The 14,619-nt window shown below is 69.5% G+C and carries 15 protein-coding genes; 4 read left to right on the top strand and 11 right to left on the bottom strand.

The annotated features are described in order from the left end of the window. Window positions 1-92: 92 nt before the first annotated feature. Both ABT300_RS21185 and ABT300_RS21180 read right to left on the bottom strand, forming a co-directional pair. The gene (locus tag ABT300_RS21185) at window positions 93-2,246 is read right to left on the bottom strand and encodes a coiled-coil domain-containing protein (RefSeq protein ID WP_351677899.1); all 2,154 of its coding nucleotides are present in this window, start codon (window positions 2,244-2,246) and stop codon (window positions 93-95) included. Window positions 2,247-2,468: 222 nt separating this feature from the next. Then, window positions 2,469-2,705, bottom strand: coding sequence for a hypothetical protein (locus ABT300_RS21180; protein WP_351677896.1), 237 nt, complete (start codon window positions 2,703-2,705; stop codon window positions 2,469-2,471). Window positions 2,706-4,018: 1,313 nt separating this feature from the next. On the opposite strand from ABT300_RS21180, the gene ABT300_RS21175 reads away from it, so the two are divergent. Beyond that, window positions 4,019-5,065 (top strand): tetratricopeptide repeat protein, encoded by a 1,047-nt coding sequence (locus tag ABT300_RS21175; protein WP_351677893.1) that lies wholly within the window; start codon window positions 4,019-4,021, stop codon window positions 5,063-5,065. An 85-nt stretch (window positions 5,066-5,150) separates the two neighbouring features. Here ABT300_RS21175 and ABT300_RS21170 read toward each other — a convergent pair whose 3' ends face one another. Further along, window positions 5,151-5,342 (bottom strand): hypothetical protein, encoded by a 192-nt coding sequence (locus ABT300_RS21170; protein ID WP_351677892.1) that lies wholly within the window; start codon window positions 5,340-5,342, stop codon window positions 5,151-5,153. Window positions 5,343-5,762: 420 nt separating this feature from the next. Continuing rightward, window positions 5,763-5,966 (bottom strand): hypothetical protein, encoded by a 204-nt coding sequence (locus ABT300_RS21165; protein WP_351677890.1) that lies wholly within the window; start codon window positions 5,964-5,966, stop codon window positions 5,763-5,765. Window positions 5,967-6,468: 502 nt separating this feature from the next. Between ABT300_RS21165 and ABT300_RS21160 the strand changes: the two genes are divergently transcribed. Continuing rightward, window positions 6,469-6,651 (top strand): hypothetical protein, encoded by a 183-nt coding sequence (locus ABT300_RS21160; protein WP_351677887.1) that lies wholly within the window; start codon window positions 6,469-6,471, stop codon window positions 6,649-6,651. Window positions 6,652-7,018: 367 nt separating this feature from the next. Here ABT300_RS21160 and ABT300_RS21155 read toward each other — a convergent pair whose 3' ends face one another. The 6 genes from ABT300_RS21155 to tap all read right to left on the bottom strand — a co-directional run bounded on the left by ABT300_RS21155 (window position 7,019) and on the right by tap (window position 13,500). Continuing rightward, window positions 7,019-7,255, bottom strand: a complete 237-nt coding sequence (locus ABT300_RS21155) for a hypothetical protein (RefSeq protein WP_351677885.1) — start codon at window positions 7,253-7,255, stop codon at window positions 7,019-7,021. Between the two features lie 336 nt (window positions 7,256-7,591). After that, window positions 7,592-8,896, bottom strand: coding sequence for a helix-turn-helix domain-containing protein (locus ABT300_RS21150; RefSeq protein ID WP_351677882.1), 1,305 nt, complete (start codon window positions 8,894-8,896; stop codon window positions 7,592-7,594). A 332-nt stretch (window positions 8,897-9,228) separates the two neighbouring features. After that, window positions 9,229-9,420: a hypothetical protein gene (locus ABT300_RS21145; RefSeq protein WP_351677880.1), complete on the bottom strand. Its 192-nt coding sequence runs from the start codon at window positions 9,418-9,420 to the stop codon at window positions 9,229-9,231. A gap of 708 nt (window positions 9,421-10,128) precedes the next feature. Continuing rightward, window positions 10,129-10,293 carry a hypothetical protein gene (locus ABT300_RS21140; protein WP_351677877.1) on the bottom strand — a complete coding sequence of 55 codons (165 nt, stop codon included), beginning with the start codon at window positions 10,291-10,293 and terminating at the stop codon, window positions 10,129-10,131. A gap of 513 nt (window positions 10,294-10,806) precedes the next feature. After that, window positions 10,807-11,361, bottom strand: coding sequence for a telomere-protecting terminal protein Tpg (gene tpg, locus ABT300_RS21135; RefSeq protein ID WP_351677874.1), 555 nt, complete (start codon window positions 11,359-11,361; stop codon window positions 10,807-10,809). A 6-nt stretch (window positions 11,362-11,367) separates the two neighbouring features. After that, window positions 11,368-13,500, bottom strand: coding sequence for a telomere-associated protein Tap (gene tap, locus ABT300_RS21130; protein WP_351677872.1), 2,133 nt, complete (start codon window positions 13,498-13,500; stop codon window positions 11,368-11,370). Window positions 13,501-13,660: 160 nt separating this feature from the next. On the opposite strand from tap, the gene ABT300_RS21125 reads away from it, so the two are divergent. After that, window positions 13,661-13,858 carry a YlcI/YnfO family protein gene (locus ABT300_RS21125; RefSeq protein ID WP_351677869.1) on the top strand — a complete coding sequence of 66 codons (198 nt, stop codon included), beginning with the start codon at window positions 13,661-13,663 and terminating at the stop codon, window positions 13,856-13,858. After that, window positions 13,855-14,151, top strand: a complete 297-nt coding sequence (locus tag ABT300_RS21120; protein WP_351677867.1) for a hypothetical protein — start codon at window positions 13,855-13,857, stop codon at window positions 14,149-14,151. Before ABT300_RS21125 ends, ABT300_RS21120 begins: the two co-directional genes overlap by 4 nt. 167 nt (window positions 14,152-14,318) lie before the next feature. On the opposite strand, the gene ABT300_RS21115 is transcribed toward ABT300_RS21120, so the two are convergent. Further along, window positions 14,319-14,513, bottom strand: a complete 195-nt coding sequence (locus tag ABT300_RS21115; RefSeq protein ID WP_351677864.1) for a hypothetical protein — start codon at window positions 14,511-14,513, stop codon at window positions 14,319-14,321. Window positions 14,514-14,619 lie beyond the last annotated feature (106 nt).

Here is a 14,619-nt window from a genome sequence, read left to right as displayed (position 1 = left end):
CGCCAACCAGGCAACGGCTGAACAAGTGAACCTGAAACCACGTCAACCCGCCCTGACCAGCTAGTCAGCACCTCCCGCGCAGCGGGGGAACCTCAGATCGCCAGCCGGATCAGTGCCTGTGCGTCCGTGCCCGCTGACAGCAGGACTGTCACGGTGCGGGCAGCGTCAGCCGGCGGCCGCTTCAGCGCGTGCTTGATCAGCGCTTCCGCCGCGTGCGGGCTTGTGTCGCCGAGGAGCTGGACGAGATCCGCGATGTGAGCGCCCTCGCGGGTGGCGGCTTGACCGAGCAGGATGTCGGCTCCGTCGTGCGGTGGTGCTCCCTCCTCGAGGGCCAGAGCGGGCAGGAACTCGGCGGTGCGCCGGGCGAGCGGGGCGAGGCCGTCAGGCGGCAGCGTCTGCCCGAGCAGGCGCAGCACTTCGGCGACCGCCGCATGGGACCAGGTCACCAGATGCGTCAGCAACTGCCAGAGCAGCTCGCCACGGTGATGCACGAAGGGCTCCAGGACCTGGCGCAGCCCGGCGCCGTCAGCAGCGTCGGCGACCAGGAGGGCGACGGTCTCGGCAACGCCCGCCACTTCCTGCCACCGCGAGGCGTGGTCCAAGAGCAGCGCCGCCAGAGCGCTCTTCCCGGCGTCGGCGAGCTGCCGGTGTAACGCGGCGATCGCCTGGGGCTTGCGGAAAGCAGCAGCGCCCAGAGTCACATCGAGGTAGTGGATCGCCTCGGGCAGTTCTTCGAGCTGGCCGAGAAGGGTGAGCACGTCTCGGGGACTGCGGTGCGTGGCCGCGTCGCGGACGAGGCCGTCGGCCTCGTGACGTCGGCCATCCGCCTCGAGGACCGTGAGCAGTGCCACGACATCCTTGACGGGCCTTCTGCGCACGGCGGCATCCAGCAGGCGTGCCGCGTAGACCCGTAAATCCTGCTGCAGCAGATAGCGCACCAGCGTGCTGACATCGCCCACAGCGGCGGCATCGAAGACGAGGCCGATGTCTGTCAGCGCCTCACTGCGCTCAAGTGCGCGCAGCAACTCCACCACGGACGCGGCCGGCTGCTCCGCCGCATACCTGAGCAGCTGCTCCTTGTACCGCCAGTAGCCGGCCTCACCGAGCGCCTGCAGCAGAGTGCAGATCTCCACGGCAGGCCGCGAGGCGGCCGTGTCCAGGATCAGTGCCAGGGCCTGGCTGTCGCCCCGGTCGCCGAGGTCCGCCAGCAGATCCGCCAGCTCCTCCTCCGACCCGAACAGCGCCGCCTGCAACACGTCATCGCTGACCCCCGCGTCCTCGGGCTGCCCACCGCCCTGCCCGGGCACGGCGCCGACAAGAGCCTCCTCCTCGGACATCTCCCGGTGCGCCCGGTGCACGGCCGCACCGGCCTCATCGAGCACCGCCCGCCGCGCCTCCTCCTCCCGCAGCGCGTCACGCTCCGCCCGCACCTGCTGCAGGGTCGCCGTCACCACGGACAACTCCTGCGCCACAGCCTGGCCGCCCGCGACCTCCGCCTGCAGCTGCTCCTGCGCCTCCGCGAGCTCCCGACGCGCCCCCGCCAGCCGCAGCTCCGCCTGCCGGTTCAACGCCTGCGCCTGCGCCAGCGCCTGCCGCACAGACATGATCTCCGCCCGCCGTGCCGCCACCTCCAGCACCGCTGACGTCCGGGCTTCCTCCAACGCCGCCCGCGTCCGCTCAAGCCGGACCGCCCTACGCTCGCCCTCCTGGCGCTCCCGCGCCGCCGACGCCCTCTGCGCCGCCTCCCGGTGCCGCGCCCGGTGCAGCAGCCGGTGCGCCAGCACCAGCTCCGCCCGCAGCTCCTGCTGGATGCGCCCCACCCGCTCACACTCCAGCCGGTAGGCCTGGCACGCCTGCTCAGCCATGAACAGCTCATACAACGACGACCCTGTGGCCTTCAGCGCAGCCAGATGTGCCGCCCGGACCGCCATCTGCTCATCGAGGCCGAACTCCGTCCCGGTGACCTCCGCGGCGAACTTCATGAGCTGATCGAGCTCCGCAAAGGTCGGCACCTTCGTCGCACGCGAGACCCGCGACACCGTCGCCGTGCTGTACCCGGCTCCCAGAGCACCACCGATCTCCCGGAAGCCGTACCCGTGTCCTTTCAACGGGTCGAACACCAAACGCCGCAGCAGCACAGCCAGCTCCTGGCTCTGCGAGGGCGCAGAATCATCGAGCTGCGGCGGACGCCCCACGCCGCGGACCTCGAGTTCCTTGCCAGGCCCTGCGTCCGACACCTCGCTCACGTCGCACCTTCCCCCGCTCCACCCGGGCAGCCCGCTCCTGCAGTCACCGGGATCCCTGACAACCAGACGACAGCCACACGCGGCAGATCAGGGAGACCCAGCATGCTGGACATCCGCCCGCTCGCGCGCCGTTTCCCCAATGCCGCCCCGCCGAGCCCCGCCCTCACCACAGGGCCCGTGCACCGGGGGCAGGCACAAGGCTGGCCCGCCCCCGGCTACGGATCACGGTCCCGACGGCGGCGTCCCGCCACCACCCGGACCGAACAGCACCTCCAGCACCGCCTTCATCGCAGCACGCCCCCCGGGGCGGGAGGCAGCAAAGAAGATCAGGATCAGGCCGACCAACGGCAGCAGATACTCCACCGGCACATACCCACTGACACCGGGAGGCTGCTGCACGGTGACCGGAGCCTGCTCCTGAGACGGGGACGGCGACGGCTGCACCTGCACCGTTCCCATAGGTGCAGAGTGCACGCCGGCCTGCGGAGCCGACGCCCCGCTCACCTGCTCCACAGACCACGAGACGGCCTCCGGCTGCGCAACCGGAGCGAACGCCACCACAGCCACTGTCAGGGCGGCGACGGAAAGCTCCACGACAGTCCGAGCCGGCCGGCCCGCCCATCCCAGCCCCCGCCTGCCCGTAAAGAAACGAAACATTGAAACCCCCTTCAAAGCCATGCTCGCGAAAAAGCCTTAAGGGAATTCTGGAGGCCCGGATTTTGTCTCGAAAGAGGAAATAAAGATCTCACGCGGCGAAACAAATATGACCCTGGAAGGGGCTCGTTGCTCGATCTGCAACCGAAGTGAGCACTAGCTCAAGCGACTGTCGCTCGAAGTTGTTGCACGACCAGGTACAACACTCTGACCTCATTTTTTATCGGCACCCCCTTCTTGAAGCCGCGGCGTCGGAGCTGCGGCGCGCGGGGTCTGCGAAGGACTCCGAGACTCTGTGGCACAGCAGGAACATTCCACACTCGTCGCGCGGGAGCGGATAGTCCTTGAGTCTCGCGCCGCCCCTCACGAAAAGAGCCGTGGTGGTGACAGTCAATTCATTTCGCATCGACTTTTTGAAGATGCCCCGTTGACGCCGGGTGCGCTGCGTTTGCGCAGTCACTGCGCTTAGCGCGGCTGGTGAGCGACGGCGCTGCGCATCGGGCTGCATCGGCTTGCGCAGTCGGACACGCACCCGGGTTGCGCCGCCCGCTCTCCACCAGCCGGTCGGGGCCCGAGAACCAAGTCCTGGTCCTGCTCTCTGCGTAATCGGCATCCGATGGGCTGCGTAGCGCTGTGACCTGCGGTGACTATCCGTCGACGTGCATCGGTCGGCGCACGATCACACAGTGGGTTCGCATGGCCAATATGGTCATGGGACCACGACTGAGAGCTCGCCTGAAGACCGAACTCCAGGCGGTCCGTAGAACGGGCAGAGAGCGCCCCTGATGCCACGCGCCCACCGTTTCGACCTGCCTTGATCCAGCGGGCGCCTGCTCACTGGGCATCAGAGACCGTTACAGACAGGATCATTCCCGCGAACCCGGCGACAGGCGGGCCTCTGCTGAGCGAGGCCCGCCTCACAGGCACCGGGCTGGCGCACGTCGCTTTCGCTCGCACCCGTTCTGACCTGCTACGTCAGGGATTGACAGTTCGTTACCCATGTCTCGAAGGCCTGCAGCGTCTGGTTCTCGCTGTTCGCGATTGTTCCGTGAAGTTCGGTGCTGTACGCCCGCGCCGGTTCTAACCTTGCGTGCACGGCGGCGGGTTCGGGGGTGGCGATGGCGCAGGAGCAGGGACCGGGGGAGGGTGCCGTTACGTACGAGGGGCTGCTGCGGGAGCAGGCCGGCGAGCTGAACGAGTTGCGGTTGAGGGCGGGCGCCCCGTCGTTGCGAGTGATCGAGAAGCGGGCGGCGCAGCTGTTCGCCGACGAGGGCGTGCGGCTCCCGCCCGCGACGCTGCATGCGTTGTTCAGCGGCACGAAATACGCGGAAGCGGAGAAGCTGCTTGTGCTCGTGCGTACCCTGATGTCCTGGGACGGCCCGGGCCGCCGCTGCATCCCGCCAGCCAACGACGATCCGGTCCTCAACGCCTGGTTCGAGCGCTGGGCGGCCATCAAGAGGGCCAAGCCGCCGCGTCAGAGCCCGCGCAGCAAACCGGATCCCGTCATCGCTGACATCGAGGCCCTGCTGCAGCGGGGGAAGAGCGTGCGTGATGCGGGTGCGCTCGAGGAGGCCGAGGAGTACTTCCGGTCCGCTCTCGATCTTGCGATCGCGCGCCGCGCCCGAGGCCAGGAGGGCTGGGCCTGGGACGGGCTGGGTTCCTGCTCCTGGCGGGAGGGCCACCGTGAGTTGGCGCTGAAGTTCTTCACCCGGGCCGATCGGATCGCCGACGAGACCAATGATGTGCTCCTGAAGGCCTGGTGCCTTTACAACTTCGGCGTCTACTGGCGCAGACGCCGCAAGCCGGCGGTGGCCAAGAAGTTCCTCGAGCAGGCCCTGGCCGTGGCGGATTCCGACGGCTGCCAAAAAGCCGCCGGCTGGACCCATCATGAGTTGGCCGAGTGGGAGCGGGAGCAGGGCAACACGCGTCAAGAGCGCGAGCATTACGAGGCCGCGGTGCAGATCGGCCTGACGTCCCCGGACGACGTCCTGGCAGGCTGGAGCCTGGTCAACGCCGCTTGGTGTGCCGAGCGTGCCGGCGACGCCGTGCTGGCAGGCCTGCACTTCGCGCACGCCCTGGAGGTCGGCACCCGTGTCGGCCATCAGGACATCGTCGGTAGAGCCGGTGAGGGTCTCGCGCGTACGGCCGGGCCGACGGATCAGTGACTGACCCGGTCGGTCCGGCCGCGATGTCGCCGTGAAGGCGGGCGAACGCCGTGTGGCGCCGACTGGCTGCTGCCCGCCTGTGTGGTCACCGGATGAGGGTGCGCAGGACGGGGATGTTGGCGGCGGCGCTGGTCAGTCCCGCGGCGATGGCGCCGGCTACGGGGACACCGGTGAGAGCGGTCAGGATGCCCATGACGGTGCCGAAGACGAACGCGATGAGCAGGATGACGGCGGTGTGCAGGGACAGGAACGGTGGCGTGCTCTGAGGTGTGGTCATGCTTCGACTTTGGGTTCGGCAAGGCTCTGACCTGCTTGTATCGAACAAACTCCGCGCAGTCCGTGTTCGGCCGAACGACTTCCTCGTCCTTCCCTGTTCTCAGTCGTTCTGCCGTGTTCGGTGCTGCCAGGACGGAGTAGCTGCCGCCTGGTGACGAGGCGATGCGGCCGGGCGGGGTGATGTCCCCCCAGGGCATGCGTGATCGCTGGAAGCACGCCGCTGCAGCGTCGTCCGGCAGCCGCCGCTGCACCGGGCCGAATCGGTTTACGGCTGCGAGGACTGGTGCCAGCTGACGGTGGTGTCGGGCCTTGGAGGGGGTGCCAGATGGGTGCGGAGAGCCGTCAGCCGCGGTCACGGGCCGGTTGTCATCGTCGTCGTCACGGCTGCGGCACGGCCTCGCGGGTGCGAAACATGCGCGCCTTACGCGTGTGGGTGGACCGGGGCGGGTCCGGCGGGTCCGGTGCCCAGGGCGCGGCGTCCGGCCGGCTGCGCGGGCTCCGGGGTGGGGTCCGCGGCTGCTGGTGTTTCGAGGCGTTCGGCGGCGAGCCGGGCGCGTGGTGCGTCGGGCAGCTCGGTGTCGGCGGTGCGGGGTCCGGTGCCCAGCGGGCGGCGGCGGTCGGTCATCGCCCCATCCTGTCGGTCCGCGCCGCCTGGTCCGCACCACCGCGCCGGACCGGGCTTGGCCGCTTCTGGCGGCTCGCCCCGAGAGGCGCGGTGACGTTCTCCCTCACCGCCCCGGCCCGGCGCTCCGGCGGACCCTTAAGGAGCGGCGAGGCGATGAACTCCCGGCTCCCGCCGCTGCTGCCCGATGCGGTCGACGCCCTCCCGCTCTCGTGCACTACAGCGCCCCCGCCGCCTCATCACCGGGGCGGCGGGGGACTCGTGCAGGACCGAGGGGGTGATAGGAACGCCCGGCGCTCCGCCACCTCGGGTGACTAGGAACGCAAGTGCCTATGAACGGCCTGGTCAGGGCTGGGTTGCGGGGCTAGCCCCCGTGCCGACGACCATGACGCCGCCAACTTCGGACCGCCTGGCCCAGACGCGAGGGCCAGGCAACTCCCACGCTCCACCGCCGACTTCCGCATGCCCTGGTTCGGGGCATGCCTGAACCCCGAGGGGGAATCTCGTGTCCACGCTTGCTCTGCTGGTAGTCCTGCTGCTGGTCCTGGTCGGCCTGATAGTCGTCGGCCTGCTCGGCTACGCCGTCTACCGGTGCCCGGTGCTCACGCAGCCGGTCACGGTCGCGCTGGCCGGGGCGGCGGTGCTGGTCGCCGCGGTCACCACCGTCGCCGGCACCGCCGGCCGGTGAGCCCAGTGCGCCGGGCGGCTGCTCGTGCTCCTGGCCGCCGCCGTCGTCGCGGCCGGTGCGGCGCAGCATGCGCACGGCCGCCGGGGGCCGGGATGGACAAGGGGTCCGGGCACGACGCACCGGCTTTCTGCGATTGTTCCTGTCGTTTCCCCTGCGTTCCCCCTGCGGTGCCCGACGTTCGCACGGCCCGTGTCTGCGCAACTCACCACGGAGTTCCGGGCTCCGGCTGCGCCTCGACAGCCCCTCTGTCCTGCATGATCAGGGCTGGACAAAGGGCCGCCCCGACGGGAGGGTGCGCCGGGAGGACGGGCAACGGGCGGGACGTCGCGCTGTGGCGGACCGTGTGGCCGGCCACCGGCCGCGACGGCTACCCGCCGGTGGCGCTCGTCTTCACGAAGAGCGTCGGGCAGGCCGCAAGCGCGAGGTCGGTGGACTGGCCCGGGATCACTGGCGCGGGCACTGGGACGGCGACCGCCACGCCCCCGAGGGCGAGAAGCCGGACGGCTACCGCGGCTACGACGGCAAGGTGCCGCTGCTGGCCACCACCTTGAAGCAACTCGCCGAGCACGGCCCGCACGACCCCGTGTGGTGGCGCTATGGTCATTCGAGCTGGCAGTCCCTCACGGACGCGCTCGACGACTTCTACGCCTGCAACATCCGCTCGACCGCCCGCCGCCGCCAGGCCCGCGAGGGCCGAACTCGAGCGTGCCCGCCAGGAGCAGGAAGAGCACCGCCGCCGGATGGAAGCCGCCAAGTGGGCGTGCCCGACCTGCCAGCGCTACGCCTACCCGGAAGCCGGCGTGACACCCGGCGGCGAGTGCCGCCCCTGCCTCAACCACCGCCAGCGCGCCGCCGAAGCCGTCCGGAGCAGGACGACCAGCTGCCGACCGAGGGCGGCGGTATCTTCGGCCGACGTGGCCGCGCTGGGTAGTTCAGGCGCTTAGCGGCGGTCCTGCGGAGCGAGGAGGTCGTCGGGGGAGTTGGGCTGTTTGGGCAGTAAGGCGTCTGTGTCAGGCGACGCCGGGCCGACGGTCAGGGAGTTCTGCCAGACGGTGAGGACAAGCCGGGGCCCCAGTTCCACGATGTTCGGCTTCGTCGATGATGGTTGCAGTTCTTCGAGTGCTGGCTGGGGGATGACCAGCCGCTCGCTCCGTGCGGGCAGGGTGAAGCTGGCTTGGATGGGCGTTTTACGTCCTGTGACGCGGGTCGGCCTCACCGGGCGGCGAGGTACTGGGTAGAGAGAGGCGTACAACCCGGCGAAGCCGCTGACGTGGGCGGTGCCGGCTTTTGTGAGCCTGCAGACCGCGATGTCCTCGAGGACGCGTTGTTCGACGAGGTGGCGAGGCAGCACGCTGGTGTCGTCCGTGACGAGCTTCGAGACAGCCCACATGCCGTCGGGCCGGTCGGCGGCATCGACGTTGTAGAGGTCTACGAGCAGCTGCCAGACGTCTGACGGCTGGGCGTTGCGGTGAAATCGCTCGAGACGTCCGGGAATCCGACCCAGGTCTTTGGCGACGATGGTCGTCCAGCGACGAACCGCGAGCTCGGCGTTCGCCTGGCGCTCCCGGTTGGTGTCGAACTCGGCGATGGCTCGTTCCCGCAGGCCTCGAACCTGTTTCTGCCTCAGCTCCCCCAGCTCATGGGTCATGACGCGTCGTATCCGGTGCAGGGGGCGTCCGTACAGCGCGGCGAGCTCGAGCAGATCTGGGTCGGCGGGATCAGGGCCCAGCCACCGCCCGGGGGCCGACACGTACCGGTCGGCAAGGGCGGGGACGATTTCACGGGTTCGGCGCAGGCGTGTGAGCACGGCCGGCGTGTGGTCCATGCCCAGCTCAAGGATGCGTCGGGGTATGCCGAAGACGTCGGCCACCTCATCGAGGAACCGTGGCCGCCGGCTGGGCACGATGCCCTCGACCTCGAACCTGCGGTAGTTCTTCGGAGCGACCCCGAGTTCGCGCACGACGTCCTCGGCGCGCAGTCCGCACGCCCTGCGCATATCGGCGATCGCCCACTGCTCGCGGTCGTCAGAGTTCATGAGGACCCACGGATGGAGATTCAGCGCGTGTGCGAGCGCTCGGATCCTTGGAGGGTCCGGCACCCGGTGTCCGTTCTCGTACGCGAGGATCTGGGTCTTCGTCGCTCCGACGGCGTTCGCCAGTTCCTCGGCTGTCATCGCCTGCATGTCGGAACGCGCGTAGACGTTCATGCGGTGAGCCCGCAGCTTGGAAGGGCTGAAATCAGCCAAGCCACGTCCCATCTGGGTGCCCTTTCTCGTCGTTGGGACCATTTTAAGGGTACCTTTGAGAGGTGAGGCTAACGTCTCATCAGGCCCGCGCAGGCATTCTGACCTGCAGTATTGTGACTTTAAGTGGCAGAACTGGTAGATCTGCCTGCGGAAATGCGCGACGTTGGACGCCGTAGGCCGCACGGTATGGGGATCGCGTGTGGTCCGCCTACACCGTACGAAAGTGGCCCTGCACCCCCACGGTTCTCGACGCCGTTGGCGGGGGCACAGGGCCGGCGTGTGGGAGCTAGCCTCCCGGAGGGCCCTCTGTTACAGCAGGGGGCCTTCGCCGTTCAGAAGAGATTCTCGATCTGGTGGCGCAGCCAGGCACCCAGTGCCTGGAGTGCCAACCAGCCCAAGACCTTCTTCACGGTCTTCCGGTTGTCGCGCTCCCCGCCGTTCGGCGGGTTCTCCACTCGCAACACCTCCTCTCGGTCGCGGGGCGATCGACCCCGATCGGGCCAGCCGATCGCGAGTTGCGCCACGAGAGACGATGTTGAGACGAGCTTACCGGGTCCCACTTACAGCACCGACCCGCTCAAGGCCATGCAGCGGCGTCCAACTCCGGTCCTAAAACGCCGCCTGACGGATAGTTGATTGTCGTACGAATGCCCGAAATGGGCGGCTGGCCTGCGAACTGCAGCCCGAGTAACTGCTGTTGGGGGCCTTTCGGTGGCCCGGTCGCGGCACTCGATCACTCGCTGTACATCCCTGGGGTACGCAGTGCGCCTACGACATATGACGCAGCTGTGGCGGATCTCTGCCCTACTGGGCTCGCACATGTGGCATCCGTCACTCGTGCATGTCACGCGCTCCTGCGCCCCTCAGATTCGTGCACGCCCCCACGTGACCAGCGATGCGGCGCGCAAGCCACCGTGCCAGCCGCCTTCGCACTTCCTTGATCACGTCACCAACTGTCAGGCGCACCCCTTGGCGAAGCCCTCGTGCCCCTGCCCTTCCAGACGGCCGACCGGGCATTCGAAGGGGCGGCGGATGTTGTCGGCCATCCCGACGTGGCGGGCAACTCAGTGGCCCCGGAGGGAGGAGGGTTCCGCTGGGACGGCATTCGGCGAAGAAGTGCTCCGCCGCACCATGGTGCGTCTCAACCCCGTCGAGTTGGGACCCTTGTCGTCCGTGCTCTCGACGATGACCGCGGCGCCCTCCTCGAAGGGGGGCTTGCTGAAGATGAAGTCCTAGACCTTGTTCTCCGTTGCGAAGACGAACTTCAGGTCGAAGGTGATGGCACGGAGGACGCGGGCGGACATCATGCACGCGCCGCGCTCTCCGCCGCGCAGCGCCCCGCCACCACCAAGTTGTCCGCCGACACCTTGGCCGGGCCTCCGGAGGGAGCCGACCAAGGCCCCTACCGTGAACCCGACCACCGCAGGTCACAGCCTTGCGCGGCCGACCGGCCACTCGAGGGCCAGCCCGGGCCGTGCACGGCCCGGAGCCGGACGCGCTGTGCGCCCGGCTCCTTCAAGGCTTTCTGCGGAGCGTCCTGCAGCTGACCCCGCCGTCAACACCGGTACGGGCGACCCCAACCCCCGTCCGGCGGGAACATCTCTTGCGGTATCTCCTGCACGATCCCTTGCGCCTTCTCTTGCGCGAGGTCTCCGTGCCTGCTGCGCGTTGCTGCTGCTCACCAGGCTGTTCTGAGCGTGGTCGGGGGTCTGACATCCCCTCAGAGCACCCCACGAGCGCCCCGCCTTGAAGAAGAAGGGAGGGAGCGGGCGGGATGTGGGGAGCGCTGCGGGGGATCGAGCGCTCGCCGGTTGTCTCGCGCGGCGGCGGGGCCGCGCGCGAGGCCGGGCAGGCGGTGCTGCCCGGCCGGTCAGTCGTGAGGCGCCGCCGGATCGCGTACGGGCCGGCGCCTAGAAGGAGACGTCGATGTAGTCGATGTCGTTGAGTTCGACTTCGAGGTGGTCGGCGCGGCGGCCGCCGTCTTTGAAGTAGATCTCTTGGAGTCCTTCGGCGACGATGTGGCGCATCTGCGCGTCGCCGGCCCCGGCGGCGCGGGCATCGAAGAGGCGTTGGGCGTAGTGCGGTGGGAGGTGGACGGTGAGGCGTCGGAGGCGTCCGTCGTCGGTGGTGCCGGTGGGGGCGGTGTAGCCGAAGCGGGCGCGGGTCTCGATGGTGATTCCGGTGGTGGTGGCGGCGTGTTTGCGGGCGCGGTCGCGGACGCGGGGCTGCCAGCGGGCGCGGACGGCGGCGTCGATGCGGTCGGCGACATCGAGCGGCGGCCGCTTGCGCTCGCCCTTCAGATACCGCTCCACGGAGCGCTGGCTGACGCCGATCTCAGCGGCGACGGCGCGGGTGCTGCCGAGTTGGCGCATCAGGTAGCCGATCCGGCTCTTGAGGGTCTTGGGCGGCTGGCGGGTGAACTGTTCCTGCCCGGCGCGCTCGAGGGCGTCGTCGATGTCTCCCACAGCCGGTTACTCTCCCTCGTCGAGTTGGGCGTCGTGGCCGTTGCCCTTGATGTGGCGGGCGGGGTTGTGGCCTTGTTCCATCAGGTCGACCGCCCACGCCATTGCCTGGACGCCTTCGACCTTGCACAGGCCCGGGGTGGGTCCGAGGCGGAAGACACCCGGGAGCGGCTTGCCGGACGTGCTGTAGGGGAGGAAGTCGAGCGGGGAGAGGCCGGGGGAGGGGTAGACGACGCAGTCGGAGAGCACGGCGAGCGGGTACAGCCCGGTCGTCTTGGCCATGTTGGCCATCTTGCGGTGCATGTTGATGCGGGCCTTGCTGATGACGGCGGCGCGGATGTCGGGCCGCCAGGTGGGACGCTCGAGGGCCGGCCAGCGTTCGCCGTCGCGGTAGTGGCGTCCCTGAGGGCGCTCGCGCAGCTTGCCCACGCCGCCTTTGACGGTGGCCTTGACGGCGGCGAGGACGGCAGCCATGCCCGGGTCGACGTCCTTGTGCTGTTGCATCGCAGCGAGGAAGCCCTCGTCGTCGAGGCCGGCGGCCACGCCGAGGTCGGCCATGGTGTTGACGTAAGCGGTCTTGAGGCGGTCGTGCCAGGGGTCGAGGAACGCGCCGCTCTCGCGGCGCAGGTAGGCCTCGAGCGGGTGGACGTCGTAGCCGAGTTCCTGGGCGTAGGCGACGGTGCGCGTCTCGTACCAGGCCGGTCCCGTCGGACGCTCGCCGGTCGGCGTGAACGGCGACGGCAGCCGCGGATCCACCTCGACGTGGGAGAGGTCGACCAGCCAGCAGCCGGGGATCTTCGGGTCGAACGTCGGCCGGGCGTGGTGCTCGGGGCCGGACAGTCCCACCGTGAGGCGGGCTGCAGCGGCGAGGAAGGCGGTGTTGACGTCCAGGCCGACCGCCCACGGCAGCGCCGCCTCCGCGCCGGTGAGCAGATCGACGTCACGCATCCACTGATAGGCCTCCTCGTCCAGGAACCCGCCGGTCCAGCCTTGTGCGACGGGGTGTTCGGCCGGCGCCTCCGGCGGGGCCGGGTCGACCGGGTCGGTGCCGAGCGAGCCCGGGTTGTACCCGGGCACCCACCCGCCGCCGGCGTCGCGCACCGCCCGAGTGGGCGGGCGCAGCGCGGTCATCAGCTCCAGCCCGGAGACCGCGGTCGAACCGCGCGGGGTCAGGACGCGCGTCGCGTAGACGCCAAGGACGTGGGCGAGGTCAGCCGGCTTCATCCCCTCCAGGCCCGGCCACGCCCTGGCGTCGAAGGCGTCCCACGGCACGACGGCGAGCTGCACGCACTGGCGCTCGCCGCCCTTGGCCGGGCGGTAGACGCGCGTCCACGGCCCGAACCCGCGCTGGGTCAGCTTCCACTTCGCTTGGGTGAGCTGCTTGAGGACGGGGTGGCCCTCCTCCAGGCGCAGCCCGCGCCGGTCCTCCAGCCGCTCGGGCAGCCCGAGCCGTAGGGCTGCCTCGCGGGTGAGGACGATGAGCGGATCGGCGTCCTTTCCGTGCCGGTGCAGCCGGGGCGCGCCGAGACCGGAGCGGCGCAGCGTCCACTCGACCAGCTCCGGCACCGTCGTGGCGGGGCAGTCCAGGACGATTCCGCCGATGCCGTAGGCGGTGCCGTCGCCGTCCAGAACGGCGAGTGGACCGTGAGGGATGCGCGCATCGGCGACCGGAGCCGCAGCGCCCTTGCTGGCCGGACGGCGCGACGTTGGCCGGGGTGCGGCCGACGCAGGGGCAGGCGCTGCGGCGAGCGAAGCCGCTGCCGGAACCTCCGGGGCGGGGACATGTTGCGCGGCCTGGCCCATGGGGGCGTGGGATGCGGTCGGGGCGCCGGTGAAGCTCTGGGGCACCCCGGCCGGCGCCGGCGCCGGGGGGAGCGCAGCAACGGGGGCCGTCTTCGGGTACTTCGCCGCCCATCCGTCCAGCAGACGCTGATACGCCTCCAAACGAGGTGGGCGCGGTTCGCTGCGGCCGTTCTCCCAGTTCTTCACCGTCTGCGGAGTCGTCTTCAACACCTGCGCCAGCCGCGCCTGAGTGATGCCGGCCTCCTCACGCAGCCGCGCTCGCTCCGCCGGGACCGGGAGCCGCGGTTCTTCTGCAAGCAGTGCGTCGACCGACGCGAAGAGCTCTTCCTGACTCGCCATGTGAGGGCTCACCTCCACTGCAGACACTAGCAGTCTTAAACCCTGGATTTATCCCTATCCGTCATTGGATTTACCCTGGTCCATTTGATGGCCCGACCGGGGGCGCAGCTGTTGACGCAACCGTGTTACGCCACCATTATTTGGTAGCTAGTCTGCAGGCATGTCTGTCACCACGATGACCCTGCGCATCCCCGACGACCTCGCTCCCTCGATCAAGGCGGCCGCTTTGGAGGCTGGCCTGAGCGTGAATGCCTACGTGGTGCGCGCCGCCCGCCGCGCCGCGACTCTCGACGCCGCGCAGCAGCTCGCCGCGCTCGGTTTGGGCGACGACCTGGCGGGCGAGGGCGACGCTCTGTGAGGCGCGGTGAGATCTGGACGCTCCCCGACGGCCGCGACGTCCTGATCGTCTCCCTGACCGGCCTGGAAGAGGCCCATGGGGCGCTCCTCGCGATCGTGCTGCACCCTGCGGGCCGCTACCCGGACACGGCCATGTCCGTCGTGATCGGCGATCCCCTCGCGTGCACCGCGGTCGCCGTCAACCTCCAGCAGCTTCGGGCCGCCCGTTTCGACGGCGCGAAACTCCACGGTGAGGTCGATCCCACGGCCATGGCCCGCGTGGACCAGGCGCTGCGCGCCGTCCTCGACCTGTAGCCCGCGGCGGCCTGGCACGCAGGGCCGCCCGGGAGCACTCTGCTCCCGGGCGGCCTCACTTCACCGGCTCTGGAGCCAGTGGTGGAGATATTCGAGTGCCCAGGTCACGTGCTGCTGTGGATTCCTCGGTGGTGCGATTGAGGTGGAGAGCGGCTATGGCGGGTGGGTTACGGAAGAAATTGAATCCAGTGGCCGGCGGTGCTGATGAGGCCGCTGACGCTGGCGCCCCATGCCAGTACGGGGAGCGACAGGCTCAGGCTGAGGTGTCGGCCGGCGTGGAGCTGCAGGCCCTTCCGGCCCAGGTTCAACTGCCAGGTCGTCGACGCCGGCGTGGTGGTCGTGGTGGTCTTCTGCTCGCTCACTCTTGCCCCTTCTCTTGCGCCCCTGGGTGAGCCCGGAACAGCCAGGCAGGGATGCGCTGGGTGTTCATGTTCCTGTTGCACCAGGGGTGCTTCAAGGAATCAGGTG

Source organism: Streptomyces sp. NPDC001027 (assembly GCF_040299045.1).
In the GTDB taxonomy this organism is placed as follows: domain Bacteria; phylum Actinomycetota; class Actinomycetes; order Streptomycetales; family Streptomycetaceae; genus Streptomyces.
Note: the sequence above shows the minus strand (reverse complement) of the source record. Positions and strands in the feature narration are given on the sequence as shown.

Excerpts from the sequence above, each read along its gene's own strand:
- ABT300_RS21180 (WP_351677896.1), bottom strand. The coding sequence starts at position 2,705 with ATGGGAACGGTGCAGGTGCAGCCGTCGCCGTCCCCGTCTCAGGAGCAG.
- ABT300_RS21175 (WP_351677893.1), top strand. The coding sequence starts at position 4,019 with ATGGCGCAGGAGCAGGGACCGGGGGAGGGTGCCGTTACGTACGAGGGG.
- ABT300_RS21170 (WP_351677892.1), bottom strand. The coding sequence starts at position 5,342 with ATGACCACACCTCAGAGCACGCCACCGTTCCTGTCCCTGCACACCGCC.
- ABT300_RS21165 (WP_351677890.1), bottom strand. The coding sequence starts at position 5,966 with ATGACCGACCGCCGCCGCCCGCTGGGCACCGGACCCCGCACCGCCGAC.
- ABT300_RS21155 (WP_351677885.1), bottom strand. The coding sequence starts at position 7,255 with ATGACCATAGCGCCACCACACGGGGTCGTGCGGGCCGTGCTCGGCGAG.
- tap (WP_351677872.1), bottom strand. The coding sequence starts at position 13,500 with ATGGCGAGTCAGGAAGAGCTCTTCGCGTCGGTCGACGCACTGCTTGCA.
- ABT300_RS21125 (WP_351677869.1), top strand. The coding sequence starts at position 13,661 with ATGTCTGTCACCACGATGACCCTGCGCATCCCCGACGACCTCGCTCCC.